This window comes from Qipengyuania pelagi (genome assembly GCF_009827295.1).
Taxonomy (GTDB): Bacteria; Pseudomonadota; Alphaproteobacteria; order Sphingomonadales; family Sphingomonadaceae; genus Qipengyuania; species Qipengyuania pelagi.
In genome coordinates, this window is sequence record NZ_WTYD01000001.1 from 415,816 (window position 1) to 441,649 (window position 25,834).

Below are 25,834 nucleotides of genomic sequence, written 5' to 3' on the forward strand. Positions count from 1 at the left end.
TTTCGGCATCGGCCTGTGCGCGCTAGGCCGCATCCATGCCCGCGATAGAGCCCGTCACCGCCTTCATGGCGCTCGCCTTCTGCGCGGTGCATCTGTTCGTCGGACGGCTGCGCTTCCTCGATGTCGAGCCGCGCAGCCGCTGGCTGAGCTTCGCGGGCGGCGTGGCGGTCGCTTACGTCTTCCTGCACATCCTGCCCGAACTGGGCGCGCATGGTGCCACGTTCCAGCGCGCGACGGGCCTGGCGCGCGGGGCCGCGGAGGCTTGGGTCTATACCCTGTCGCTGGCAGGCCTCGCGCTGTTCTATGGGATCGAGCGCGCTCTGGTGGTCTCGCGCGGGGGGCGCGAACGCGCCGAAAACCGCCCCCGCAGCGGGATCTTCTGGCTCCACATCGCGGCGAGCGGGCTGCTGATCTTCATCGTCGCCTATCTCCTGAACCACCGCGAGGATGCAACGCTGGAAGGGCTCGCCCTGTTCTTCGTCGCGCTGCTGCTGCATTTCGTCACCGCCGATTTCGCCAGCCGTGCGGACCACCCTGAAATCTACGACCGCGCGGGCCGCTGGGCGCTTGTCACGGCGACCCTGGCGGGCTGGATCACGGGGCTGTTTGTCGAATTGCCCGCAATCGCGATCGGCGGCCTGTTCGCCTTCGTGGGTGGAGCCATGATCCTGGTGATCCTGAAAGAGGAATTGCCGGAAGAGCGCGAAAGCAGCTTCTGGCCGTTCCTATGCGGTGCTGTTCTGTATGCGGGCCTGGTGCTGGCGGAGTTCTACTTCGCCGCGTGATGTTTCGAGGACCTTCCGGCGACGGGGCTGGTTTCTTGGGCGAACGCTCAATTCTTCCGAACCCTTGAAAGGTCCGAACCATGAACCGCTTTTCCGGTAACACGATCATCGTCACCGGCTCCTCCTCCGGCATCGGCGCCGCCATCGCGCGCCGCTTTTCCGAGGAAGGCGCGAATGTCGTCCTCAATTCGCGCACCCGCGAAGACCTTGAGGACGTCGCGAAGGATTTTCCCGACGAGCGCACTCTGATCGTCGAGGGCGCAATCGGAGGCGCCGATTTTGCCAAAGAGATCGTCGAGAAGACGGTCGAACGCTTCGGCGGGCTCGACGTGCTGGTGAACAATGCCGGCATCGCCGCCACCGGGCAGCTTTCCGAAGCGGAGGACGAGGATATCGAGAGCGTGATCGACATCAACGTCAAGGGGATGCTCTATATGTGCCGCGCGGCGATCCCCGAACTCGCCAAGAGCGAAATCGCGGGCGGTGCGTCGATCGTCAACACTTCGAGCGTGTCGGGCAGCGGCGGCGACTGGACCATGCCGATCTACAACGCGTCGAAGGGCGCGGTGACCAATCTGACGCGCGGCCTCGCGCTGCAGCTGGGTGCGCAGGGCATTCGCGTGAACGCCGTCCTGCCTTCGCTGACCCGGACCGAAATGAGCGAGGGTATCCGCGACAAGAAGGAATTGATGCAGGCATTCCTGCGCCGCATTCCCTTGGGCCGCGCGGGCGAGCCCGAGGATGTGGCAAGCGTCGTCGCTTTCCTCGCCAGCGAGGATGCGCGGTTCGTGACGGGCGCGAACCTGCCGGTCGATGGCGGCGTCAGCGCGTCGAACGGGCAGCCGAACTTCATGGCGTTCGGGGACTGAGGCGTAGGCGCAGTGAGGCTCTGGATTGCTTCGCTCCGCTCGCAATGACGAAGGTGCGGGTATTTCCCAATCTCGTCATTGCGAGGCGCGCAGCGCCGCGGCAATCAGGGGCGGCCCGATCCGGGACCGGCCGCCTCCGACCAGTTATCCGTCCTTGCGCTTGGCCTTCTTGCGCTCATGCGGGTCGAGGATCGCCTTGCGCAGGCGAATGGTCTGGGGCGTCACTTCGACCATCTCGTCGTCGTCGATATAGGCGATGGCCTGTTCCAGCGTCATCACGCGCGGCGGCGTCAGGCGGATCGCATCGTCCTTGCCGGTCGAGCGGAAGTTGGTGAGCTGCTTGGACTTGAGCGGATTGACTTCGAGATCCTGCGGCTTGGCATTTTCGCCGATGACCATGCCTTCGTAGATCTTGGCACCGCTGCCGATGAACAGCTCGCCGCGATCTTCGAGCGCGAACAGGGCATAACCGGTCGCCTCGCCCGCCACCATCGAGAGAAGAACGCCGTTCTGGCGGCCTTCGATCGGGCCCTTGTGCGCGTCGTATTTCTCGAACAACCGGTTCATGATCCCGGTGCCGCGCGTGTCGGAGAGGAATTCGCCGTGATAGCCGATCAGGCCGCGGCTGGGGGCGGAGAAGGTCACGCGCGTCTTACCCGCGCCCGAGGGGCGCATGTCGGTCAGCTCGGCCTTGCGGCGCTGCATCTTCTCGACGACCGTGCCCGAATGTTCGTCGTCCACGTCGATGACGACGGTCTCGAACGGCTCCATGCGCTGGCCGTTTTCCTCGCGGAACAGGACGCGCGGGCGCGAAATGCCGAGTTCGAAGCCTTCGCGGCGCATCGTTTCGATGAGGACGCCCAGCTGCAATTCGCCGCGCCCGGCGACTTCGAAGCTGTCCTTGTCGTCGCTTTCGGTGACGCGGATGGCGACATTGGTTTCCGCCTCGCGCATCAGCCGGTCGCGAATCATGCGGCTGGTGACCTTCGATCCCTCGCGGCCCGCCAGCGGGCTGTCATTGACCGAGAAGCGCATCGCCAGCGTCGGCGGATCGATCGGCTGGGCGGCGATCGGTTCGGTCACCGCCGGATCGGCGATGGTGTTCGACACGGTCGCCTTTTCGAGGCCCGCCATCGCGATGATGTCGCCCGCCTGCGCGCTTTCGACCGGCACGCGGTCGAGCCCGTCAAAGCTCATCAGCTTGGTCGCGCGGCCGACTTCGACGACATTGCCGTCGGCATCCAGCGCGCGGATCGGATCGTTGATCTTGACCGTGCCGGACTGGACCCGGCCCGTCAGGACGCGGCCCATGAAATTGTCGCGGTCGAGCAGGGTGGCGAGGAAGCTGAACGGCCCGTCCGTGTCGAGGCCGGGGGCCGGAACGTGATCGACGATCAGCTTGAACAGCGGTTCGAGATCGCCCGAACGCGCGGTCGCATCGGGGCTGGCATAGCCGTCGCGGCCCGAGGCCCAGAGCGAGGGGAAGTCGAGCTGCTCGTCATTCGCGTCGAGGCTGAGGAACAGTTCGAAACACTCGTCCAGCACTTCATCAGGGCGCGCATCGCTGCGGTCGATCTTGTTGACGACAACGATCGGCTTGAGGCCCAGCGCCAGCGCCTTGCCGGTGACGAACTTGGTCTGCGGCATCGGCCCTTCGGCGGCATCGACAAGCAGGATCACCCCGTCGACCATGCTGAGGATACGCTCCACCTCGGCGCCGAAATCGGCGTGGCCGGGGGTGTCGACGATGTTGATGCGGGTGGTCTTGCCCTCATGCTCCCATTCCACGCTGGTGCACTTGGCGAGGATGGTGATCCCGCGTTCCTTTTCGAGATCGCCCGAATCCATGGCGCGTTCTTCCACGCGCTGGTTTTCGCGGAAGGTGCCGGACTGGCGGAACAGCTGGTCCACCAGAGTGGTCTTGCCGTGGTCGACGTGGGCGATGATGGCGACGTTGCGCAGGTCGCGGGACATGGGGCGGGGTGCTTTCGTGAGGGTCGGGAAAAGGGGAACGGGCGATCGAACACCCGGTGCGCGCGCCCCCTAGCCCACTTGCTGCAATGCGGCAAGCAAACAGAGGCGCGCCTCGCTCCGCGAAGCCGTAGCGGAAACTGTGGCAGCGCTGCAACACGGCCTGAATCACTTGGAAATCCGGGGATCGCGCTTGTTCCGATCGCGTAGGACACGTAGGGGAACGCCCCCGACGAGTGTGACAAAGACACGCTTGGGAGAGAGGCGGATCGGACAGATCCGCACCTGTATGAGAGAGGTTGTCCATGAATTTTTCGCGTTCGTTTTCGCGCGGCGTATCTGCTGGCCTGTTCGCCGGTGTCGCCGCCATCGCCCTCATGCCCAGCGCCGCTGCCGCACAGGCGATCGAAGAAGACACCACGACGCTCGATAACGATGCCGATCTGACCGATGGCGAGCCCGACGTGGCCCCCGCCGCCGGCGCCGACACGATCATCGTTACCGCCACCAAACGCGCGCAGACGCTCCAGGAAACGCCCGTCTCGGTCAGCGTGACCACCGGCGAGACGCTTGAGCGCGCAGAAATCCGCGACCTGCTCGACCTTCAGACCGTCGCGCCCTCGCTGCGGGTGAGCCAGCTGCAGAGCTCGGCCAACACCACCTTCTTCATCCGCGGCTTCGGCAACGGCGCCAACAATGTCGGCGTCGAGCCTTCGGTCGGCGTGTTCATCGACGGGGTCTATCGCTCGCGTTCGGCGGCGCAGATCAACGATCTCGCCAATGTCGCCCGCATCGAGGTCCTTCGCGGCCCGCAATCGACCCTGTTCGGCAAGAACGCCAGCGCGGGGATCATCTCGGTCGTTACGCGCGAACCGCAGTTCGATTTCGGTGGAAGCGCCTCGCTCAGCTACGGCAATTACGACAATATCGTCGTGCGCGGCGACGTGACGGGGCCGATCACCGACAGCGTGGCTTTCTCGGTCGAGGGGAATTACAACACCCGCGACGGCTATGTCGACGTCGTCAATCTCGACGAGAAGATCAACGATCGCAATCGCTGGGGCGCGCGTGCGCAGCTGCTGTTCGACAATGGCGGGCCGCTCACGGTCCGCGCGATCGGCGATTATTCGAAGATCGACGAGAATTGCTGCTTTGCCGGCAATGTCCTCGCCGGGCCGACTTTCGCGGCCACCCGCGCGGTCGGCGGCAATGTCGCGGCGAACGATCCGTTCAGCTACGAAGCCTATCTCAACCGGCTGCCGGTCAACGACATTGAAAGCTATGGCGGCTCGCTCCAGGCGGAATACGAGATCGGCGCGATGTCGTTGACCTCGATCACCGCCTATCGCGAACTGCGCGCCTTCAACCAGCAGGACGTCGATTTCACCAGCGCCGACATCGTCAGCGAATTCCGCGACCAGGCGGTCGACACCTTCACGCAGGAACTGCGCCTGACGTCGGATTTCGACGGGCCGCTGAACTTCCTGCTCGGCGGGTTCTATTTCAACGAAGACGTGGTGCAGACCAGCGGCCTCGACAATGGCGCGGCGGCTCGGCCGTTCTTCAACGCGCTGGCGGGCGGCGCGCTTCCGGCGGCCGAAGCGGCGCTGGGCATCCCGCAGGGTGGCAGCTTCGCGCAGGGTCCGCTCTCGCGTGAAGCCTTCACGCTTCAGAACGAGAGCTATTCGATCTTCGGAACGGTGGATTTCGAAATCACTGATCGGCTCACGCTGACCGGCGGCTTCAACTACACCAAGGACGAGAAGGACTTCACTCTCGCGCAGCAATCCTTCGATCCGCTGGCGAACGTCAATCTCGTCGATGCCTTCATCGTCGGTCAGATCGCCCGTGCGCTCAACGTGGCGCCTGGCGCGGTGACCCCCGCGGTCATCAACGGCTTCGCCACCAATCCGGCGACGCGCCCCATCTTCGGTGCGATCACGGGCGCTGCGGTCAATCCGGCGGTCAACCCGCTGCTCGCCCTTCAGCCCTTGCAGTTCATCCCGCCCTTCCTGGGCGTGCCGAACGCGGTCGAACCGGGCAAGACGGAAGACGACGACTGGAGCTACACGGGCCGCATCGCCTACGAGGTGAACGACAATATCAACGCGTATTTCACCTATGCGACCGGCTTCAAGGCCAGCTCGGTCAACCTGTCGCGTGACAGCCGCCCGCTGGCGTCCGACTACACGCCCGGCCCGCGCGGCAGCCTGATCCTCGCTCCGTCCTCGCCGATCCGGGATGCGGGCATCGCGGTCCCCAATCTCGGCACCGGTTCGCGGTTCGCTGGTCCCGAGGAATCGGAAGTCTACGAACTGGGCATCAAGCTCGATTATCCGGGCTTCGCGCTCAACCTCGCGCTGTTCGACCAGACGCTGGACGGCTTCCAGTCGAACGTCTTCACCGGAACGGGCTTCGCCCTCGCCAATGCGGGCCAGCAGTCGACTCGCGGTTTCGAACTCGACAGCACGATCAGCTCGACCGACGCGCTGGTCTTCACCTTCGCGCTGACCCATCTCGATCCGATCTATGACAGCTTCACCAATTCGGCTGTCGGCGACCTGACGGGCACGCGCCCGGCGGGTATCCCCTCCTTCACGATCGCCACCTCGGCGACCTACACGCAGGAACTGGGATCGAGCGGGAACCTGCTGATCGGCCGTGTCGACTATTACCACGAGAGCGACACCCAGCTGCTCGAAGGGGTTCCGGGCTTCGGCACCTTCGAACAGCAGCGCGCGATCGCCCGCAATTATACGCGCGAGGTCAATCAGGTGAACGCATCGCTGACCTTCGCGATGGAGAACGGGTTCGAGCTGAGCGGCTATGTCCGCAATCTCGGCAACGAGCAGTATCTCACCCAGATCTTCCCGAGCACCGCTCAGGCGGGCTCGATCTCGGGCTATCCCAGCCAGCCGCGCACTTACGGCGTGACGGCGCGGATGCGGTTCTGAGCGGATCGGCTTTCAAGCATTTGAAGGGGAAGGGGGCTTTCGGGCCCCCTTTTCTTTGTCCCGCCTCCTGGTCCGCCTGAAGCGGTAAGGTTACAAGGCCCGAAGCGCCTGTGCCGGTTTGGCTCGCAGCAGCGGGAGCGATCCGCCGAGCGCGAAGCCCATCACTACGGCGAGCCCCATTCCGAGCACAGCGAAGATCTCGCCCCAATCGGGCAGCCAGTCGAATTCGAACAATTGGGTGATGACCAGCCAGGCGAGCAGGCTGCCGAGCCCCAGCGCCACCATTGCGAGCGCCAAGGCCAGCACGCCGTATTCGATCAGCTGCATCATCAGGACCTGCCGCCGGTCCGCGCCCAGAACGCGCAGGATCACCGTATCGTAGGTTCGCGCGGCCCGCGCCGCCGCGATCGCGCCGAGCAGGACCGCGAGACCTGCCAGCACCGCCACGCTCGCCGCGGCCAGCGTGGCAAGGCCGACCTGTTCGAGAAGCGTACGCGCCTGCTCCAATATGCCGCCGACCTCGATCACCGAGGAGGAGGGGAATTCGCGCACCAGCCCTTGCAGGATCGGCGCGGTGGGCGTTCCGGGCGTCAGTTCGATCGTCGCGGCGAGATTGTGCGGCACATCGTCCAGCGCATTCGGGCTGAGGACGAAGACGTAGTTGAAGCCGAGACTCTCCCAATCGATCGTGCGCAGATTGGCGATACGGGCGGTGCGCTCGGTGCCGAGCACGCCGAAGGTCAGGAGGTCGCCGATTTCGAGCCCTGCGGCCTCGGCGAATTCCTGATCCACGCTGACCAGCGGCTCGCCCTCATGGAATGGCCCCCACCATTCGCCTTCGACGATGGTGTTACCGGGAGGAACCCCGTCGGCATAGGTCAGCCCGCGCTCGCCGCGCAGGGCCCAGGCGCCGTCGGGGATCTCTTCGAGTTCGGCGGTGCGGGTCATCGCGCCCTCAGCCCCGAAAGCGAGTACCGCGCCGCGCAGGGCGGGCACGGTGCGGATATCGGCAGCGGGGTCTTCCTCGCGAACAAGGGCCTCGAAATCCGCGATCGAATCGCGCGGTACGTCGAGCACGAAATAGTCGGGCGCCTGCTCGGGCACGCGGCGTTCGATATTGCCGTCGATGGCCGACTGGACCGCGGCGAGCAGGACGAAGGCGGCGAGGCCGAAGCCGAGCGCGGTCACGAGCGCGCCGGTTGAGGAGCCGGGGCGGTGCAGATTGGCGAGCGCATTGCGCGCGATCGGGTTGTTCGGGCGGGGCAGGGCACCGGCGAGCTTGCGGATCGCGAGGCCCAGCAGGGCGAGCAGGCCGAGTGCCAGGGCTGCGCCCAAGAGGAACAGGCCCGACAATTGCCAATTGCTCGCCCTCAGCAGGGCCAGCGCGACGATCGCTGCGAGGCCCAAGCCGACCGCGATCAACGCCTGCCGGTCCTGTGCCAGCGGCGCGATCCGCGCCCGCATCAGCGCCATCGCGGGGAAATGCCGCGCGCGCAGCAGCGGCGGCGCGGCGAAGACGAAGGCGACCAGCAATCCGTAGGCCAGCGCAGTGAGGAGCGCGAGCGGATCGACTACAAGGCCGGTCTCGACCGGGAGCAGGCCGGACAGTGCGACCGCCAGCAGCGGCGTCACCGCCACACCCACGAGCAATCCCGCAAGACTGCCCACCAGCGCCGCCGCCCCGATCTGGAGCGCGTAAATGCGCGCGATATCGGTGCTTGTCGCGCCGAGAATCTTGAGCGTCGCGATCGCCTGTCGCCGCGCGTCGAGATAGGAGGTTACGCCTCCACCGATCCCGATCCCGGCGATGACGAGCGCTGCGAGGCCGACCAGGGTCAGGAACTCGCTCATCCGGCTGACGAAGCGATCCGCACCGGGCGATGCGCGATCGGCGGTGCGGAAATCGAACCCGGCTTCGGGGAAGCGGTCCTCCAGCTCGTCACGCACGTCCTGAGGATCGCGCGGCGTGTCGAAGGCGACGCGGGTCTTGCTCTGGAACATCGAACCGGGCGCCAGCAGCCCCGCCGCTTCGGGCAGGCTCTCGGCCACGATCACGGTCGGGCCGAGCTGGAATCCCTCGCTCAATTTGTCGGGCTCGGTCGCGATGATCCCGCCGACCGTCACGCTGCGCGTTCCGATGGCGATCGTATCGCCCGGCCCAACACCCAGCCTCTCTGCGGCCCCCCGATCGAGCCAAGCCTCTCCCGATGCTGGCGCGCCTGCATTGCGGCCGTCCTGCAAGGTCAGCGCGCCATAAAGCGGATAGGCATCGTCGACGGCCTTCAACCCGATCGGCACCGCCTGATCGCCGTTCCGGGCCATGGCCTGCAAGCGATAGCCGCGCGTCAGCGATCCGTATTCGGCGAGCGCGGCATCCTCTTCAGGATTCAAAGCGCGCTGCCACAATTCGATTTCGAGATCGCCGCCGAGCAATTCCTGCCCGCTTGAAGCGATCTCGCCTTCGATGGCGGCAGTCAGCGTTCCTATCGCCGCCAACGCCCCCGTGCCCAGGAACAGGCAGACCAGCAGCAGGCGCAGGCCCTTGAAGCGCGCATTCAGATCGCGGCGCGCGATACGCCAGGCTTCGGCCCAGCTCATCGCTTCGTATCGCTCGCGATCACCCCGTCACCCAGCTGGATCACCCGGTCGCATTGCTTCGCCAGTTCGGGATCGTGGGTGATGACCAGCAGGGTCGCCCCGGTCTCGGCCCGTCTCGCGAACAGCAGGTCGACGATCTCGTGGCCGGTCGCGGCGTCGAGATTGCCGGTCGGCTCGTCGGCGAAGATCAGGTCCGGCCTTGGCGCGATGGCGCGCGCGATGGCGACGCGCTGCTGCTCGCCGCCCGACAATTGCTGCGGATAATGGTCGAGCCGATGGACGAGGCCGACCACCTCCAGCTCGGCACGGGCGCGCCCCTGGGCATCGCTCTCGCCCGACAATTCCATCGGCGTGGCGACGTTTTCCTGCGCCGTCATGGTCGGCAGGAGGTGGAAAGCCTGCAACACGATCCCGATCCGCCCGCGCCGCGCATGGGCCAGCGCGTCCTCGTCCATGCCGACGAAATCCTGGCCCGCGACCTCGAGCGTTCCCCCCGTGGCGCGTTCGAGGCCCGACAGGACCGCCATCAGCGAGCTCTTGCCCGACCCGGACGGGCCGAGCAGCGCGAGGGTCTCGCCGGGCATCACGTCGAGATCGACGCCGCGCAGGATTTCTACTGGAGCCTCCGCGGTGCCGAGCGTGAGAGTGAGATTTCGGGCGGAGATCGCAGCTTGAGAATTGGTCACTTCACTGCGATGGCACAGGGCGTTGTCCCCCACAAGGAGCCTCGCCGGTGCAATTCGTCCGTCTGTCGATCATTCCGCTGCTGATAGCACTCGCTGCGTGCGGGCAGAGCGCCGATCCCGCGCCCCAGCCGCGTGAAACCGCGCCCGTCGCGGCGAATGACGACACGCCGCAAATCCCTGTCAGCGGGCCGGAACGCCGCATCCTCGCTTTCGGGGACAGCCTGTTTGCGGGATACGGTGTCGGGACGGAAAACAGCTATCCGGCCAAGCTCGAAACGGCCCTGCGCGCACGCGGGATCGACGCACGGATCGTCAATGCGGGCGTATCGGGCGACACCAGCGGGGCGGGGCGCCAGCGCCTCCCCTTCGTGCTCGACAAGCAGCAGAATATCGACCTCGTCATTCTCGAACTGGGCGGCAACGATCTGTTGCGCGGCATTCCGCCATCAGAAACGCGCGCCAATTTCGAAGCGATGCTCAGCGAATTGCGGGATCGCGGCATTCCGGTGCTGCTGATGGGGATGCGCGCGCCGCCCAATTACGGGCCGGAATTCCAGCGCGATTTCGACGCGCTCTATGGCGATCTGGCGCAGGAATACGGGGCGGACCTGATCCCGTTCTGGCTGGAGACGGTCTATCAGCGTCCCGAACTGTTCCAGAACGATCGCATCCACCCGACGGAGGAGGGCCTGCAGGTGCTGGCGAACGATACGGTGGCCGAGGTGGTCGAGGCCCTGCCGCCAGCGCAGTAGCGTCGGGTATCGCTCAGCGAGGCGAAGCCGCGCCGCCCCGAACCTCCCACACCGCCGCCTCGCCCGCAATCGCTTCGAAGGGGGCGATTTCCGTTCCCGTCATCCACACTTGCGCGCCGCCGCTGCGCAGGCGGTCGAACAGGGCGATGCGGCGGTCGGGATCGAGATGGGCGGCGACCTCGTCCAGCAATAAGAGCGAGGCGCGCCCCTTCGCCGCGAGGGCAGCGTGGGCCAGCGTCATCGCCAGCAACAGCGCCTTCTGCTCCCCGGTCGAACAGGCGGCGGCGGGCATTCGCTTGGCGGCGTAGAGCACCTCCAGATCGTCGCGGTGCGGGCCGGTAAGCGTGCGCTGCGCAGCACGGTCGCGGCGGCGTCCGTCATGGAGCGCCTGGGACAGCGCCTCGAACCCCTCCGGGCCACCGGGCGCATAGCTGAGGGCGGGGCGCGGGAAAGGCGCTTCGGGCTGGATCACGATTTCCGCCATCATCGCGTCGATCAGGGCGGCGCGCCCGCGCGACAGGGCCGCGCCGTGTTCTGCCAATTGCGCTTCTATGGCGTCGAGCCAGACCGGATCGAGCTCGCGATCGTCCGACAACAGCCGGTTACGTTCGCGCAGCGCCGCTTCGTAGCGATTGGCGCGACTGGCATGATCCGGGTCGAGCGCGAGCGCCAACCGGTCGAGATAGCGCCGCCGGTCCTGCGCCGGGCCGGTGAACAGCCCGTCCATCGCCGGAGTCAGCCAGCCGACCGCCAGCCACTCGCCCAGCGCCACCGCGCTCTTCTCCGCGCCGTTGATCCGCACCCGGCGGCGACCCGGTCGCGCAGGTTCGGTATAGGTGCCGAGGCGGACGGGCTCTCCCTCTCCAATGTGCGCGGCGGTCAGGTCCGCGCCGATCGCGAACCCACCGCCGCCATCGTGCCTTGCCATATCGGCAAGCGCCGCGCGGCGCATTCCGCGACCCGGCGCGAAGAGCGAGAGCGCCTCGAGCACATTCGTCTTGCCCGCCCCATTCGCGCCGACGAGCAGATTGACCGCCCGCGTGCCCTTGATCGCGGTATCGATGTGGTTGCGGTAGCCGGAAAGGGAGATGCGGTCGAGCGCCATGGACGGTCCGGGCAATAGCTCGTGCACACGATCCTATCCACCCGAATAGGGTGAAATCCAAGAAATGGGAAAAATTCCCAACCTTTCGGATTGATGAACGAGGCTGTCAGCTTCTCTTGGAGGGCGAATGGCGGAAATACGCCGTTTTTCGAGTTTGGCACGGCGGTTGCAACCATGTTTCCGTCACCCGGAAAGGCCGGGTTCAGGGAAAAAGGAAACCGATTATGTCTCTCTTCAACGCCAACAACGCCTTCGCCGCCATCGCCGCCTTCGCCATTTCGGCGCTCTGCATGGCCGCCGCGATCGTCCCCGCCAGCCCATCCGTCCTCATCGCCTAAATCATCTCAAGAAAAGGAAATTCCCATGTCCGACTTCGACGGCAGCAAGCTGTTCGCAGCCGCCTTCTCGCTGGCCATCTCGGCCGTCTTCTTCGCCACCGCGATCATTCCCGCCTCGCCGAACGGAATGCTGGCATGAACGACCTTCGCAATTCCCCCGCCGGCGGCACCCCCAGCAAGGGCTTCGCGCTCGACCGCCAGAACCGCAAACTCATGGGCGTTTGCAGCGGCATCGCCCGCCATTTCGGGATCGACGTGACTTTGGTGCGGGTCGGTTTCGTGCTCGGCACACTGCTCGGCCTCGGCAGCTTCCTGCTGATCTACCTCGCGATCGGCCTGATCGCGGATTGAGGGGAGGGGAGTTCGCTCTCCTCCCCTCGCCAAACGGGCCCGAACGGCCCGCGAGCGCGAAAACATCACATCGCCGAAATACCGCCGTCGAGCTTCAGCTCGGCCCCGGTCATGAATTTGCTCTCGTCGCTGGCGAGATAGACCACCGCATCGGCGATATCGTTCGGCTCGCCGACTTTCCTCAGCGGGATCTGCCGGGCGAGCTTTTCGAGCAACACGTCCTTGTCGAGATTGTGGTTCTTCGCCGTCCCGTCGAGGATCGGCGTGTCCACGAAAGTAGGGTGGATCGAATTGCAGCGGATATCCATGCGGTTCTTGGCGCAGTGAAGCGCGATCGATTTGGACAGCATCCACACCGCCGCCTTCGACGAATTATAGGCGGGCATCGTATCGCTGGCGATCAGCCCGGCGATGCTGGAGATGTTGACGATCGAGCCCGGCGCGTGCTCGCGCATCAGCGGCAGCGCCGCGCGGCAGCCGTGGAAGATCGAATCGACATTTACCGCAAAGCACCGCTTCCAGTCGTCGAAATCGCAGGTCTCGATATTGCCGCCGACGCCGATCCCGGCATTGTTCACCAGGACATTCAATCCACCCATCTTGTCGCGCGCCATTGCGACGGCATCGGACCAGGCGTCGATATCGGTAACGTCGTGCGCGCAGGCGAAGGCCGTGCCGCTCCCCATCTGTTCGTCGATCAGTCGCGCGGTTTCTTCCGCGCCTTCTCCGTTGCGATCGGTGCAGAGGACGCGCGCGCCTTCCTCAGCCAGCCGCGTCGCATGGGCGCGCCCCAGACCCTGCGCCGCGCCGGTCACCAGCGCCAGCTTGCCCGCGCACCTGCCCTGTTTCGCTTCCGCCACGTTTACTCTCCCGCGATTATGTCCTGTCCCAAGAGCAAGAGCAGGCGCACGTCGACACCGCAACCTTCGGCGCGTTTCCGGTCGAGAAATTCCTTGAGGCCCGCCCGCGCGACGCGGTGGACGGCGATGTCCTCAGTCGCGGTCCCGCCCCCTTCGCCGACCCGGTCCAGCCCGGTGGCGCGGACGAGCGTGAAGCTTTCGCTGACCATGCCGGGCGAAGAGAAGAACTGGCCGATGTCTTCGAGCTTCGCGGCACGATAGCCGGTTTCTTCCTCCAGCTCGCGGCCTGCGGCGGAGAGGTCGTCCTCGTCGGCCTTGCCTTCTTCGTCGCCGATCAGGCCTGCGGGCAGTTCGATGCAATTGCGGCCCAGCGGGACGCGATATTGTTCGACCAGGATCACGTCGTTCCCGATCAGAGGCAGGATCACCGCGGCGCGTATATTGCGGGCGCGCCCGACATATTCCCAGCGCCCGCGGGTCTTGGCGGTGATGTAATCGCCCTGCCATTCGATCCGTTCGGGCGCGTCGTGGTCGGGGGTCATACCTCGATCAGCCTGTCGGGCAGTTCATTGGTGTCCTCCGCGTCGCGAGGGAAGCGTTCCGCGAGAACCAGGCCGACATCGCGGATGCCCGCCGCCAGCCCCTCGGCCACGCGTCCTTCGCGGATTTCGCCGAGCATATCGGCCATCGCCTCGCCCCAGACCTCCGCCGGGACCTGCGATGCGATGGTCGCGTCGGCCACGATTTCGGCCCGGTGTTCGCGCATGGAGAGATAGAGGAGCACGCCGGTGCGCCCATGGGTGCGGCTTTCCGCGCCGACCTTGAAATGGCGGACAGCGGCATCGCGGGCGCGCGCCGCCTTGACCGGTTTTGGAACGAGCGCGAAGCGCAGCGCGTCGAAACTCAGCGCCACCCAGCTCACAGCGAAGGCCACGAGGCCGAGCGCGATCGTCATGCTGGCAAGCTCGCCTGTGGACCAGTCATGGCCCCACCCGCCGATGAGCGCATCCCACAGGTCGAGGAAAGGTCGGGGCAGGGCGGCGAAGACGCTCATCGCGGTGAACGCCATACCGGCTGCATAGACCAGCACGACATCGGAATAGCCGTCGCTGCGGTCGGCAAGCACGGTGACGATCTCGCCGCTGGTGGTTAGCTCGGCCTCTGCGACCGCGTCGGAGACGAGCCGGTGCTGCTGTTCGGAGAGATACGCCATCTACCAGCCTCCCGAGGCGCCGCCGCCACCGGACATGCCGCCACCGAAGCCGCCGAAGCCGCCCCCGCCACCGAAGCCACCGCCGCCGAAGCCGCCACCTCCGCCCCAGTCGTCGCTGTCGGAGAGGCCGCGCGCGATCGCCTTGCCGGCTTCCCACAGGATGATGTCGCGCGCGGCATTGCCCCAGGGACCGGCGCGGCCGCGCCTGCCGCCGCCGAAGCGCCGCTTGCGCCCGCGTCCGCGCAGCATGGGAAGGACGAAGAAGAACAGGATGAAGGCGATCCAGATAATCGCGCCGATGGGAAAACCGCCATCGCGCGACTGGCGTGCCTGCTCCGCCGCCTGCTGCGCTTCCTCGATCGCAACGGCATCTTCGGGGCTGTTTGCCAGGTGATCGAGAATGGCGTCGACGCCCTCCGTCACCCCGCCATCGAAATCCCCCGCCTTGAAGCGCGGCGTGATGACGTCGTTGACGACCCGCCCGGCCATGATGCCGCCGAAATAGGGATGCAGCCCATAGCCGACCTCGATCCGCATCCGCCGATCGTCGCGCGCGACGAGGAGGAGCAGGCCGGTGTCGCGCTTTTCGCCGCCAATGCCCCAGGTCTCGAACAGGCGCGTCGCGTAAGGCTCGATCGTCTCGCCCCCGAGCGAGGACACGGTCGCCACCACGATGGTGCGGCCCGTTTCCTGATTATAGGCGCGAAGACGCTGGTCGAGCGCCGCCTCGGTCTGCGCCGAAAGCATGGCGGCGCCGTCATAGACCGGCCCGTCCGGGCGCGGCGGCAGGTCGGCCTGGGCCGCCGCCGGCCCAGCGCACAGCGCGGCCAGCAGCAGCCAGCAGGTCAGGAACAGGCGCATCATGGCGCTGCTCAGTTCGCTCCCGCAGTTCCGGTGATGCCGCTCATGTCGACCTCGGGATTGGCGCGGCTCGCGGCGTCGGCTTCGAAATATTCCAGCGGTTCGGCGCCATGGATGATGTTCGCCCCGATAGTCGAAGGGAAGGTGCGGATTTCCGTGTTATAGTCGCGCGCCGCCTCGTTATAGCGCACGCGCTCGGTGTTGATGAGGTTGTTCGCCTCGTCGATCGCGACCATCAGATCGCCGAAGCGCGGCTGGCTGGCGAGCTGCGGATAGTTTTCGACCACGGTGCGCAGCTGCCCCAGCGCCTGGGTAAGCTGGTTCTGCGCCTCGTTGAAGCGCTGGAATTCTTCCGGGTTCGAGAGGTCGTCGGTCGTGATGTTGATCGAGGTGGCGCGGGCGCGGGCATCGATCACGCCTTGCAGGATGTTCTGTTCGGAGATCGCGGCGGCCTGGACAACCGAGACGAGGTTGGGGATCACGTCCGAACGCCGCTGCAGGGCGGTTTCGACATTGCCCCATTGCGCCTTCGCCGCTTCTTCCTTGGTCGGGACCGAATTGATCCCGCAAGCCGACAGCGCGAGCGCGGCCATGGCTACGATTGCGGTGCGAAAGATGGCAGTGCGGTTCATGGTGTCGTCGGTCTCCTGATTGAGTGTCTTGGCAAGTTAGCACACCCGCCCGCCCGTTCAAGCGCGATCGACGGGATTCCTCCGCTTGATCGCGAGCAAGTGAGCGGGCAGATGGATCGCGGATCAGCTCAAGGGAGGACAATCATGGCATTGGGGACCGAATTCCGGAAGTTCATCGCGCGCGGCAATGTGATCGACCTGGCGGTGGGCGTCGTGATCGGTGCGGCGTTCAGCGGGATCGTCACGCAGTTGACCGAAGCGATCCTGATGCCGCTGATCGGCTGGCTCTTCGGCGATATCGATTTCTCCAACTGGTTCCTGATGCTGGGCGAGGTGCCCGAAGGATACGAAGGCGCGCTCGACAATTACGAGCAGCTGAAGGAAGCGGGCGTGGCCATGATCGGCTATGGCGCGCTGATCACCGCGGTCATCAATTTCCTGATCGTCGCCTTCGCCCTGTTCATGCTGGTCCGCAGCGTCAACAAGGTGACCGAGGAAATCCAGCGCAAACAGGCGGAAACCGAAGACAGCTCGACCAACCCGGAGGTTCCGACCGATCCGCAGCTGGACGTGCTGAAGAAGATCCTCGCGGAATTGAAGGGTGGAAAGTCGACGCCAAGCTGACCTGCCAAAGCAGGCTGTCCCCTCAACATTCGTCATTGCGAGCGAAGCGAAGCAATCCAGAGCGGTTCCGAGCGTCCCTGGATTGCCGCGGCGCCTTCGTCGCCTCGCAATGACGAAAACGGGGTGGGCAAACGCGAACGCGTGATCGAGTCACTTTAAATTCACGCTCGATCGCCTATATGGGGTCTGTCGGTTTCGGCCGACTATGGCGATAAATGGTGCCGTGTAATAGGTACAACGGACCCGGGGGCAGTACCCGGCGGCTCCACCACAAACCGCGCATTGTCGCGGTTTATGACGGGGCCGAACTAGGATCGACGTGTGCTGAAAGACGGTATTTTCGCCCGGGCTGAGTAACCCGTAAAACTGTTCGCAACACACAAGTGCCAACGACAACGAAGCACTCGCTCTCGCTGCGTAATCTGACGGGCTAACGCCCTGATCTTACAAAGCTAAAGCGCGGTTGGACCCACCGGGCAACAGAAGCGGATTCCGGGGGCTCGGGGCGGGCCTAGCAACAGAACCGCCCCACCTTTGCTAGGTTGAAAGAGCCGAGGTTTCCGAAGACGGAACGGTACTCGCCCCATGAAAACAAAAGCCATGGGTAGCTAGCAACAGAAACCCCCACCTAACTTTCCGAAATTTCCGCCGCCTTCGCCTCGCGCTCGTAGCGCAGGCAATCGAGAATTTTCGCCCCGCCGAGGAACACCGCGCCTGCGGTGGCCGCCATCAGGACGTAGCCCATCGGGCCGGGATAGATCTCGGTATAATGGGCCCCACGCGTCATCGCGCCCAGAGCGAGCGCGAAAATGATCAGATACGCTTCGAAGCGGTTCTTGATCACGAAGAGACGCTTGATCTTGTGCAGCACTTGGGGACGCGATCCTTTCTTAACCTTTATGGCAGCAAAAGGCGTGCCAGCCGAGGATTTCTGCGGACTTCCATGGTTAACCGGTCGGCGGGTGTAAACCGTTCCGACACCCCAGGCCATTCATCGTCGCCGGTCAGAGCAAGTCGTCGAGCGCCAGCACGCCGAGCAGGGCCTCACGCGCATCAATGACCCGCTCGGCAAGCGCTTCGCTTCCAATCTCGGACGGTTCGATCCGCTCGGGCCACATTTCGGCTACCACCGCCTCGATCCGTGTCGCCTTCGCCTCGTCGAGGAGGAAGCGGGCATCGACCGTCGCGGGATTGGCCACCACGCGCAGGCGCAGGCAGGCCGGGCCGCCGCCATTGGCCATGGACTGGCGCACATCCACGGGGATGACCTTGCGGATCGGACCGTTGCTCGCCAGCATCTTTTCGCACCACGACCAGACCGACGGGCTGTCCTGGCATTCGCTCGGCACCACCAGCGCCATTTCGCCGCTGGGGAGCGTGAGGAGCTGTGCGTTGAAGAGGTAAGTGCGGATCGCTTCTTCGAGGCTGACTGCATCCTCGGGAACCTCCACCACCTCCAGCGCCGGGAAGGCGGCGCGGATCGCCGCATAGGCGCCCTGCTGGTCAGCGAAGGCGCGGGCGTGGGTGAACAGCACGCGCTCGTTGGCGACCGCGACCACGTCGTTGTGGAAAGCGCCTGCCGCGATCGCTTCGGGGTTCTGTTCGATGAAAACGCAGGCATCCGGGTCGAGCCGATGGAGGCGCGCCACCGCCCGGCTCGCCTGTTCGTGCTGGCGCGCGGGGAATTTGCCGCCTTGCCGGCCCCAGACGAACGCTTCGACGCCCGGCGATCCGTGGCCTTCGCAAAAGCGCATGTGATTGGCCGCGCCTTCGTCCCCGAAGCTGGCCGGAACCGCATCATGGACTCTGAAATGGCGCGGATCGGCAAAGGCAAGGTCGAGCTGGCGCTTGGTATCGCGCCATTCCTGCCCGCGATGCAGCATGGTGACGAGATTGGCGGGCGTCAGATGGCAGAGGCCGTCGCCTGTATCGGGTGCCGGGCTGACCGTGGCGGCGTTGGCGGTCCACATGCTCGACGCCGACCATGCGGCGGCAAGCAACGGACCGTCGAGGCTCCCATCAGCGCCCAGATCGCGCAGCAACCCGTAATTCGGCCGCGGCAGCGGGAGCAGGAAGCCCTGCGGCAGACCCCGCTCCATATTCCCGCGCATCTTCGCGATGCCCTGAAGGGCGGCGGCGCGCGGGAAGCTCGCATCGCCCTTGTGACTGGCGCTGGCGATATTGCCGAGACTGAGCCCGGCGTAATTGTGCGACGGGCCGACGATCCCGTCGAAATTGATCTCGACCAGGCTCATCGCGCCACGCTCCAGACCTCGTCGCCCACACCGATCTCGAGCGTGCGCGCGCAGGTGGCGTCGATGGCGATCGTACCGTCCTCGCCAATATCGCGCCGCCCATAGGCGCAGCGGAAATCGGAGAGGGTTCCGGTGGCGATCAGCGCGCGTTCTCCGATATCGAGCGCGATGTCGCTCACAGTAGATGGGGTCGCCTCGGCGATGCTCTTCACCCGATCGGTGCGCGCGGTCATGGTGGGCCCGCCGTCGAAGATGTCGACATAGTTTTCGTAAGCAAATCCTTCCTGCTCCAGCATCCGCATCGCTGCGCGACCGGTCGGGTGGGGCAGGCCGATCACCTTGCGCGCATCTTCATCCAGCATTGCGACATAGACCGGGTGTTTCGGCATCAGGTCGGCGATGAACTGGTTGCCGTTGATGGCGTTGAAATAGTCCGCTTCCTGAAAACTCATGCCGAAGAACCGGCCCGCGACACCGTCCCAGAACGGCGACCCGCCCGCATCGTCGATGATGCCGCGCAGTTCGGCGAGGATGCGCGGAGCGAAGCGCAGGCGATGCATGGCGATGAACAGGTATCGGCTGCGCGCGAGCAGCAGGCCCAATCCGCCCGCGCGCTCATTGGGATGGAGGAACAGGCCGCCGACCTCGCTCGACCCTTCGAGATCGGTGACGAGGCTCAGCAATTCGGCGCGGACCGTGCGGTCGAGTTCCTGGCTGTGCTGGGTGAGCGTGGTGAGGCGATAGGAATAGAACGGCCATTGCTGGCCGACCTGCGTGAACAGCTGGCAGGTGCCGCGCACCTGACCGTTTTCGGTATTCTCCAGCACCAGGACGAACTGATCGTCGCCCAATTCGTCGTCGTCGCGCGCGAAGGCGGCCTGGGCACGGGCCAGCTTGGCTTCCAGGGCGTTGCGATCGGCGGGCAAATTGGTGAAGCCGCCCCCGGTCAGCTTCGCCATTTCGTAAAGCGGTTCGATATCTTCGGGCCGGGCGGCGCGCAGGCGAAAGGTCAAAGCGGGTCTCCGTTGGCGAGCTTTTCGAGAACGAGCGCGGACAGGGCGGCCCGCTCGGCGAGCGAGGGAACGATCATGAATTCGTCCGGCGAGTGGATCGCGCCGCCGCGTACGCCCATGGTGTCGACCACGGGCACGCCGCACGAGGCGATATTGTTGCCGTCGCACACGCCGCCGGTCGGTTTCCAGCCGATGGTCTGGCCGAGTTCCGCGCCGCAGCTCCTGACGAGATCGAACAGCTTCTGCGCGCGATCGTCGACCGGCTTGGGCGGACGGGTGACCCCGCCATGGCGATGGACGGAAACCTCGTGCCGCGCCTCGATCGCGGCGAGGATGGGCGCGAGTTCGCCGTCGAAGCGCTCCATCGCGTCGGTCGATTTGGGGCGGATATTGAAGCGCAGGATCGCCAGGTCGGGCACGACATTATTGGCCGCGCCGCCTTCGATCTTGGCCGGATTGATCGTGATATCGTCCTTCGCAAGTTCGACGATCCGCATGACGAGATCGGACGCGGCGACGATGGCGTTGCGCCCGTCCTGCGGATTGCGCCCGGCATGGGCGCTGCGGCCCCGCAAAGTGATCGAGTAATTTCCGGTGCCTCCGCGCGCATGGGCGAGCGTGCCGTCGGGAAGGGCGCTGGGCTCGTAGGTCAGCGCCGCGTATTTCCCCTGCGCCAATTGCTCGATCAGCGGGCGGCTCGCGAGGCTGCCGGTTTCCTCGTCCGAATTGATCATGACGTCATAGCCGAGGCGATGCGCGCCCCCGCTCGCCTCGAATGCCTTCAACGCGTGGAGGATCACGCAGAGTCCGCCCTTCATGTCGGCGGTGCCGGGTCCGTTCACGGTCTCGTCGTCAAGCCAGCTGTTCTCTTGGAAGGGATGGTCGGCGGGGTAGACGGTGTCCATATGCCCCGTCAGCACCACGCGCCGTTCCGCGTCGGGGCGGACGCGCAGAACCATGTGGCGGCCATGGGGCTTTTCGAATTCGGTCCCGTCAGCGGCAATGGCGCTGACCCTGGCGGGTTCGACCAGTTCGATTTCCCCGGGAAGGGCGGAGAAGGCGGACGAAAGCTTCTCCGCCATCACCGCCAGCCCGTCGAGATTGGCGGTGCCGGTATTGATCGACGCCCAGTCGAGGGTCTGGTCGAGCATGGTCTTGGCATCGATACGGTCGAGAAGGTCGGCGTGTCTGGTCATCGATGGGGGCTTAGCGGCGGGGCGAGGGGTTTGCCAGCCCGGTGCCTCGGGCCTTCACGACCGATCGCGAAGGCTCCTCTTGCAAAGGCTTGCCTGCGCCCGCATAAGCCTGCCATCTCCTCCCCGGGATCCGCTTTTCGAATGGCAGCAGAGTACGGGTGAGTTTTCTTTCATGACGAATTACGTGAACCGCGCCGGGATCGAGGTCGATCCCGCTTTGGCCGATTTCATCGAGACCGAGATTCTGAACGCGCTGGAGAAGGACGCGGATGCGTTCTGGCAGGGCTTCGCCGCCCTGTTGGGCGAGTTCGCCCCGCGCAATCGCCATCTGTTGGAGACGCGCGAAGAGCTTCAGGCGAAGATTGACGCATGGCATGTGGATCGCGCCGGACAGGCGCACGATGCGGAAGCCTATCGCGCCTTTCTGGAGGAGATCGGCTATCTCGTCCCCGAGCCCGCGCCCTTCACGATCGGGACGGACAATGTCGATCCCGAAATCGCGACCATGGCGGGGCCGCAGCTGGTCGTGCCGATCCTCAACGCGCGCTTCCTCCTCAACGCGGCCAATGCGCGCTGGGGCAGCCTTTACGACGCGCTCTACGGCACCGATGCGCTCGATGCCCCACCACCGGTTTCGGGAGGGTACGATCGGAAGCGCGGCGATGCGGTGATCGCGGAGGGCCGCCGCTTCCTCGACGAAATCCTGCCGCTAGCGGAGGGAAGCTGGCGGGACATCTCGGGCGCGGACGACATCCACCTCTCTGACGAAAGCGGGTTCGTCGGCAAGACCGATGCCGGTCTGCTGTTCAGGCATAACGGCCTCCATATCGAGGTGCAGTTCGCCTCCGATCACCCGGTCGGGCGGACCGACAAGGCCGGGATCAGCGATATCGTTCTCGAAGCGGCACTCACCACCATTGCGGATCTTGAAGATTCGGTCGCGGCGGTCGATGCGGAGGACAAGCTGCTCGGCTATCGCAACTGGCTTGGCGTGATCCGCGGCGATCTCGAGGAGAGTTTCGAGAAGGGCGGGGCGAAGCTGACGCGGCGGCTTTGCGAGGACAAGATCTATCGCGATGCGGATGGGGCCGACCATCGCCTGCCGGGCCGCAGCCTGATGTTCGTGCGCAATGTCGGTCACTTGATGACCAATCCTGCCATGCGATGGCAGGGTGGCGAGATTCCCGAAGGGATCATGGACGCGGTCGTCACCGGTGCGATCGGCGCGCTCGACGTGGCGGGCCCCGGAATGGGTAGGGGGCGGTTCGGCAATTCGCGCACGGGCTCGATCTATATCGTGAAGCCCAAGATGCACGGGCCGGAGGAGTGCGCTTTCACCAACGACCTGTTCGATACGGTGGAGGATCTGCTCGGGCTCGCGCGCCACACCATGAAGGTCGGCGTGATGGACGAGGAACGGCGCACATCCGCCAATCTCGGCGCCTGCATCCAAGCGGTGAAGGACCGCATCGTCTTCATCAACACCGGCTTCCTCGACCGGACCGGGGACGAGATGCACACCTCGATGCGGGCCGGACCGATGCTGCGCAAGGGCGCGATGAAAGGCGCGCCCTGGCTCAAGGCGTATGAGGCGCGCAATGTCGGGATCGGGCTCGCCCACGGGCTTTCGGGCCGGGCGCAGATCGGGAAGGGCATGTGGGCCGCGCCCGATCTGATGGGGCAGATGATGATCGAGAAGATCGGCCATCTGCGCGCCGGGGCCAACACCGCCTGGGTGCCGAGCCCGACCGCCGCGACCCTGCACGCGATCCACTACCACCGCGAGGACGTGTTCGAGATCCAGAAGGGGCTGCCCGATGCGGCGAAGCTGGACGAGTTGCTGACGATCCCGCTGGCGAATGGGGTGAATTGGTCGGACGCGGAAATCCGCGAGGAGCTCGACAATAATTGCCAGGGCCTGCTGGGCTATGTGGTGCGCTGGATCGACCAGGGCGTCGGCTGTTCCAAGGTGCCCGATATCAACGATGTCGGGCTGATGGAGGACCGCGCGACGCTGCGCATTTCGTCGCAGCATATCGCCAACTGGCTGCTGCACGGCGTTGTGAGCGAAGATCAGGTGATGGATGCGCTCACCCGCATGGCCGCCAAGGTCGATGCGCAGAACGCGGGCGATCCGGCTTATGAACCCCTGCTGGAGAACCGGGACGCCCCCGCCTTCAGCGCCGCGAAGGATCTGATCTTCAAGGGCGTTTCCCAGCCAAGCGGCTATACCGAACCGCTGCTGCATGAATGGCGGCGGGTTAAGAAGGCGGGCTGAGCGTCAAGCCGTGCCGGGGTAGGGATTGCCCTGTAGCAGCTTGGCGAGGTGGGAAGCATTGGTCGCCACCATCTTGGCGGTCTCGATGGTCTTGTCGGGCGTTTCGTCCAATTCCTTGAAGTCCACGCTGCCCATCGCTTCGCCGACCCAATAGCACGCGGCGACGGCGGGGATCGTCCAGCCGGTATCGTTGAGCGACTGGAACAATTGGGCCGAACTCCAATGCGCGCCATCCTCGTTCCCTACGATCGCGGCGACGGCGACCTTGCCCGAACTCGGCATCCGGCCCTTCTCGTCGGTCTCGCCGAGAAAGGCGTCCATTCGTTCGAGGACGCGCTTGGCGATCGATCCGATCTGACCCATCCAGATCGGCCCGCCGAAGATCAGGATGTCGTGCGCGAGGATTTTTTCGCGCAGTTCAGGCCAATCATCACCTTCGCCTTCGTCGGACGTAACGCCGGGCAGGACATTGTAGTCCGCGATCCGCACGGTCTCGGTCACTTCCACCTCATGCGCGGCGAACTGCTCTTTCAGCAGCGCGATCATGGCGTCGGTGGAACTCGCCTCGCCCGAGCTTTTCTTGAGCGAGCAATTTATGGCTATGGCTTTGACGGGCATAACAAATTTCTCCTTTGCCCGGTCAATGCACGAGCCACACCTATCGTTTCGCCGCTCTGTCCAAGTGCCGGGCCAATGCGACGAACTCCCCGACCAAGAGGGTCTCCGCCCGCCTTTGCGGATCGATGCCGAGCATATCCATCGCCTCGACCGCGCCGGGCACGCCCTTGAGGCTCTGGCGCAGCATCTTGCGGCGCTGGCCGAAGGCGGCCTCGGTCAGGCGTTCGAGCGTGCGCGCGCTGACCCCTTCGGGCATCGCAGCGGGCGTCACATGGACAATCGCGCTCATGACCTTGGGCGGCGGCGTGAACGCGCTGCGATGGACCTTCATCGCCAGCTTCGCCTCACCGCGCCACTGGGCCAGGACGGCCAGCCGACCATAGGCGGAGCCTCCCGGTGCGGCGACGATCCGCTGGGCGACCTCCTGCTGGAACATCAGTGTCAGCCCCGTCCAGAGCGGCGGCCAGTCCTCGCCCGAAAGCCAGCGCACGAACAGGGCGGTGCCGACATTGTAGGGCAGGTTCGCGACCACTTCGAACGCTTCGCCGCCGATCAACTCGGCATGGTCGAGCTTCATCGCATCGCCATGGATCACGGTCAGCTGGCCGGGAAAGGCCTCTTCGAGTTCGGCGAGGGCGGGCAGGCAGCGCGGATCCATCTCGATCGCGGTGACGCGCGCGCCCGCCCGCAGCAATGCGCGGGTGAGGCCGCCGGGGCCGGGGCCGATTTCGAGAACCTGCTTGCCGGAAAGATCGCCGGGGATCGCCGCGATCCGGTCGAGCAGCTGTTCGTCGAAGAGGAAATTCTGGCCCAGCGCCTTGCTCGCGGACAGGCCGTGGCGCGCGATCACTTCGCGCAAGGGGGGAAGGTCGGGCATCAGGAAAGCGCCCGCCGTTCCGCCATCGCGCTCGCCATTCTGAGCGCCGCCATCATCGCGCCCGGATCGGCAAGACCCTTGCCCGCGATGTCGAACGCCGTCCCGTGATCGGGCGAGGTCCGCACGATCGGCAGGCCGAGCGTGACGTTCACGCCCTCGTCGAAATCGAGCGCTTTCAGGGGAACAAGCGCCTGATCGTGATACATCGCCAGCGCCGCGTCATAGGTCTGGCGCGCGCGCGGGGTGAACAGGGCATCGGCGGGGTGCGGGCCGGTCACGGCGATCCCTTCGCTGCGCAGGATATCGATGGCGGGGGCGATGATGTCACGCTCCTCATGGCCGAATTTGCCGCCTTCACCCGCATGGGGATTGAGGCCGCAGACCGCGATGCGCGGCGCCTCGATCCCGAAATCGCGGGAGAGGGCGCTGGCGACGATCCGCGCCTTGGCCGCGATGGTCTTCGTGTCGATCAGCCGCGGAACGTCGGCCAGCGCGCAATGGACCGTCACTGGAACGGCGCGCAGACTGGGCCCGGCGAGCATCATCACCACCTCGTCCGGCCCCAGCCCGCAGGCGGCGGCGAGAAATTCGGTCTGGCCGGGAAATTCGAACCCGACCCGCGCGAGCTGCGCCTTGGCGACGGGCGCGGTGACGACACCGGATGCCTTGCCGAGCAGCGCCATCCGCACGGCCTCTGCCAGCGACCCCAGAGCGAGCGCCGCTCCCGCATCGTCAGGTGTTCCGGGGCGATAGGGCGCATCGTCCTGTCCCAGCACGGGAAGCCCATCGTCGAAGCGCCGAACGGCCTCTGCCGGATCGTCGATACGCACGATCGGACAGGCGATGCCACGCGCGATAGCAAGCTGTTCCAGAATGCCGGGTCCGCCGGTCACGAAGAAGGGCGCGAGGCCGCTATCGTGCCTTCTCGCCCAGCTCTCGACGATGATTTCCGGCCCGATCCCCGCCGGATCGCCAAGCGATACGGCGAGAGGGCGCAT

Annotated in this window: 25 protein-coding genes and 1 other RNA gene; 10 read left to right on the forward strand and 16 right to left on the reverse strand. The window is 65.5% G+C overall.

All coding sequences use genetic code 11. From position 1 onward, the window contains the following. Positions 1 to 35: 35 nt before the first annotated feature. Both GRI47_RS02135 and budC read left to right on the forward strand, forming a co-directional pair. Positions 36 to 785, forward strand: a complete 750-nt coding sequence (locus GRI47_RS02135; RefSeq protein WP_160659739.1) for a ZIP family metal transporter — start codon at positions 36 to 38, stop codon at positions 783 to 785. Between the two features lie 80 nt (positions 786 to 865). After that, positions 866 to 1,654 (forward strand): meso-2,3-butanediol dehydrogenase, encoded by a 789-nt coding sequence (gene budC, locus GRI47_RS02140; RefSeq protein WP_160659740.1) that lies wholly within the window; start codon positions 866 to 868, stop codon positions 1,652 to 1,654. A gap of 144 nt (positions 1,655 to 1,798) precedes the next feature. On the opposite strand, the gene typA is transcribed toward budC, so the two are convergent. Further along, positions 1,799 to 3,628, reverse strand: a complete 1,830-nt coding sequence (typA, locus tag GRI47_RS02145; protein WP_160659741.1) for a translational GTPase TypA — start codon at positions 3,626 to 3,628, stop codon at positions 1,799 to 1,801. 302 nt (positions 3,629 to 3,930) lie between these two features. Between typA and GRI47_RS02150 the strand changes: the two genes are divergently transcribed. Further along, positions 3,931 to 6,579, forward strand: a complete 2,649-nt coding sequence (locus tag GRI47_RS02150) for a TonB-dependent receptor (RefSeq protein WP_160659742.1) — start codon at positions 3,931 to 3,933, stop codon at positions 6,577 to 6,579. Between the two features lie 90 nt (positions 6,580 to 6,669). Here GRI47_RS02150 and GRI47_RS02155 read toward each other — a convergent pair whose 3' ends face one another. After that, positions 6,670 to 9,177, reverse strand: coding sequence for an ABC transporter permease (locus GRI47_RS02155; protein WP_160659743.1), 2,508 nt, complete (start codon positions 9,175 to 9,177; stop codon positions 6,670 to 6,672). Then, the gene (locus tag GRI47_RS02160; protein WP_419956978.1) at positions 9,174 to 9,896 is read right to left on the reverse strand and encodes an ABC transporter ATP-binding protein; all 723 of its coding nucleotides are present in this window, start codon (positions 9,894 to 9,896) and stop codon (positions 9,174 to 9,176) included. The genes GRI47_RS02155 and GRI47_RS02160 overlap by 4 nt, the downstream gene beginning before the upstream one ends. Before the next feature lie 14 nt (positions 9,897 to 9,910). Between GRI47_RS02160 and GRI47_RS02165 the strand changes: the two genes are divergently transcribed. Then, positions 9,911 to 10,615 carry an arylesterase gene (locus GRI47_RS02165; protein ID WP_337190621.1) on the forward strand — a complete coding sequence of 235 codons (705 nt, stop codon included), beginning with the start codon at positions 9,911 to 9,913 and terminating at the stop codon, positions 10,613 to 10,615. Positions 10,616 to 10,628: 13 nt separating this feature from the next. Here the strand turns inward: GRI47_RS02165 and recF are convergent, their stop codons facing one another. Continuing rightward, positions 10,629 to 11,720 carry a DNA replication/repair protein RecF gene (gene recF / locus GRI47_RS02170; RefSeq protein ID WP_160659744.1) on the reverse strand — a complete coding sequence of 364 codons (1,092 nt, stop codon included), beginning with the start codon at positions 11,718 to 11,720 and terminating at the stop codon, positions 10,629 to 10,631. A gap of 224 nt (positions 11,721 to 11,944) precedes the next feature. Here recF and GRI47_RS14745 point away from each other — a divergent pair, with 224 nt between their 5' ends. From GRI47_RS14745 to GRI47_RS02180, 3 genes are read left to right on the forward strand one after another with little or no spacing between them, the layout of a single operon-like run. Beyond that, positions 11,945 to 12,058, forward strand: coding sequence for an enoyl-CoA hydratase (locus GRI47_RS14745; RefSeq protein WP_202387154.1), 114 nt, complete (start codon positions 11,945 to 11,947; stop codon positions 12,056 to 12,058). A 25-nt stretch (positions 12,059 to 12,083) separates the two neighbouring features. Then, positions 12,084 to 12,197, forward strand: a complete 114-nt coding sequence (locus GRI47_RS02175; protein WP_160659745.1) for a recombination protein F — start codon at positions 12,084 to 12,086, stop codon at positions 12,195 to 12,197. After that, positions 12,194 to 12,409, forward strand: a complete 216-nt coding sequence (locus tag GRI47_RS02180; RefSeq protein ID WP_160659746.1) for a PspC domain-containing protein — start codon at positions 12,194 to 12,196, stop codon at positions 12,407 to 12,409. Before GRI47_RS02175 ends, GRI47_RS02180 begins: the two co-directional genes overlap by 4 nt. A 65-nt stretch (positions 12,410 to 12,474) precedes the next feature. Here GRI47_RS02180 and GRI47_RS02185 read toward each other — a convergent pair whose 3' ends face one another. The 5 genes from GRI47_RS02185 to GRI47_RS02205 are packed head-to-tail and all read right to left on the reverse strand — an operon-like array spanning position 12,475 to position 15,975. Then, the gene (locus GRI47_RS02185; protein WP_160659747.1) at positions 12,475 to 13,269 is read right to left on the reverse strand and encodes an SDR family oxidoreductase; all 795 of its coding nucleotides are present in this window, start codon (positions 13,267 to 13,269) and stop codon (positions 12,475 to 12,477) included. 2 nt (positions 13,270 to 13,271) lie between these two features. Next, the gene (locus GRI47_RS02190) at positions 13,272 to 13,811 is read right to left on the reverse strand and encodes an NUDIX hydrolase (RefSeq protein ID WP_160659748.1); all 540 of its coding nucleotides are present in this window, start codon (positions 13,809 to 13,811) and stop codon (positions 13,272 to 13,274) included. After that, positions 13,808 to 14,482 (reverse strand): TPM domain-containing protein, encoded by a 675-nt coding sequence (locus tag GRI47_RS02195; protein WP_160659749.1) that lies wholly within the window; start codon positions 14,480 to 14,482, stop codon positions 13,808 to 13,810. The genes GRI47_RS02190 and GRI47_RS02195 overlap by 4 nt, the downstream gene beginning before the upstream one ends. Continuing rightward, positions 14,483 to 15,346 (reverse strand): TPM domain-containing protein, encoded by an 864-nt coding sequence (locus GRI47_RS02200; protein WP_337190622.1) that lies wholly within the window; start codon positions 15,344 to 15,346, stop codon positions 14,483 to 14,485. An 8-nt stretch (positions 15,347 to 15,354) separates the two neighbouring features. Continuing rightward, positions 15,355 to 15,975 carry a LemA family protein gene (locus tag GRI47_RS02205; RefSeq protein WP_160659750.1) on the reverse strand — a complete coding sequence of 207 codons (621 nt, stop codon included), beginning with the start codon at positions 15,973 to 15,975 and terminating at the stop codon, positions 15,355 to 15,357. A gap of 144 nt (positions 15,976 to 16,119) precedes the next feature. Between GRI47_RS02205 and mscL the strand changes: the two genes are divergently transcribed. Further along, entirely contained in the window at positions 16,120 to 16,599 is a 480-nt protein-coding gene (gene mscL / locus GRI47_RS02210) for a large conductance mechanosensitive channel protein MscL (protein ID WP_160659751.1), read from the forward strand. A 150-nt stretch (positions 16,600 to 16,749) separates the two neighbouring features. Further along, positions 16,750 to 17,093: a transfer-messenger RNA gene (ssrA, locus tag GRI47_RS02215) on the forward strand. Between the two features lie 134 nt (positions 17,094 to 17,227). On the opposite strand, the gene GRI47_RS02220 is transcribed toward ssrA, so the two are convergent. From GRI47_RS02220 to GRI47_RS02235, 4 genes are all read right to left on the reverse strand, one after another. Beyond that, entirely contained in the window at positions 17,228 to 17,470 is a 243-nt protein-coding gene (locus GRI47_RS02220) for a hypothetical protein (protein WP_160659752.1), read from the reverse strand. Positions 17,471 to 17,603: 133 nt separating this feature from the next. Continuing rightward, the gene (locus GRI47_RS02225) at positions 17,604 to 18,854 is read right to left on the reverse strand and encodes an N-succinylarginine dihydrolase (protein ID WP_160659753.1); all 1,251 of its coding nucleotides are present in this window, start codon (positions 18,852 to 18,854) and stop codon (positions 17,604 to 17,606) included. After that, a complete protein-coding gene (locus tag GRI47_RS02230; RefSeq protein ID WP_160659754.1) occupies positions 18,851 to 19,867 on the reverse strand; it encodes an arginine N-succinyltransferase in 1,017 nt (338 codons plus the stop codon). Before GRI47_RS02230 ends, GRI47_RS02225 begins: the two co-directional genes overlap by 4 nt. Next, on the reverse strand, positions 19,864 to 21,063 hold the full coding sequence (locus tag GRI47_RS02235) for a hydrolase (RefSeq protein WP_160659755.1): 1,200 nt from the start codon (positions 21,061 to 21,063) through the stop codon (positions 19,864 to 19,866). The genes GRI47_RS02230 and GRI47_RS02235 overlap by 4 nt, the downstream gene beginning before the upstream one ends. A 172-nt stretch (positions 21,064 to 21,235) precedes the next feature. Between GRI47_RS02235 and GRI47_RS02240 the strand changes: the two genes are divergently transcribed. Continuing rightward, positions 21,236 to 23,341 (forward strand): malate synthase G, encoded by a 2,106-nt coding sequence (locus GRI47_RS02240; RefSeq protein ID WP_160659756.1) that lies wholly within the window; start codon positions 21,236 to 21,238, stop codon positions 23,339 to 23,341. Positions 23,342 to 23,344: 3 nt separating this feature from the next. Here GRI47_RS02240 and GRI47_RS02245 read toward each other — a convergent pair whose 3' ends face one another. From GRI47_RS02245 to pdxA, 3 genes are read right to left on the reverse strand one after another with little or no spacing between them, the layout of a single operon-like run. After that, positions 23,345 to 23,959, reverse strand: a complete 615-nt coding sequence (locus GRI47_RS02245) for a flavodoxin family protein (RefSeq protein WP_160659757.1) — start codon at positions 23,957 to 23,959, stop codon at positions 23,345 to 23,347. Between the two features lie 40 nt (positions 23,960 to 23,999). Then, positions 24,000 to 24,836 carry a 16S rRNA (adenine(1518)-N(6)/adenine(1519)-N(6))-dimethyltransferase RsmA gene (gene rsmA / locus GRI47_RS02250; RefSeq protein ID WP_160659758.1) on the reverse strand — a complete coding sequence of 279 codons (837 nt, stop codon included), beginning with the start codon at positions 24,834 to 24,836 and terminating at the stop codon, positions 24,000 to 24,002. Beyond that, the gene (gene pdxA / locus GRI47_RS02255) at positions 24,836 to 25,834 is read right to left on the reverse strand and encodes a 4-hydroxythreonine-4-phosphate dehydrogenase PdxA (protein ID WP_160659759.1); all 999 of its coding nucleotides are present in this window, start codon (positions 25,832 to 25,834) and stop codon (positions 24,836 to 24,838) included. The genes rsmA and pdxA overlap by 1 nt, the downstream gene beginning before the upstream one ends.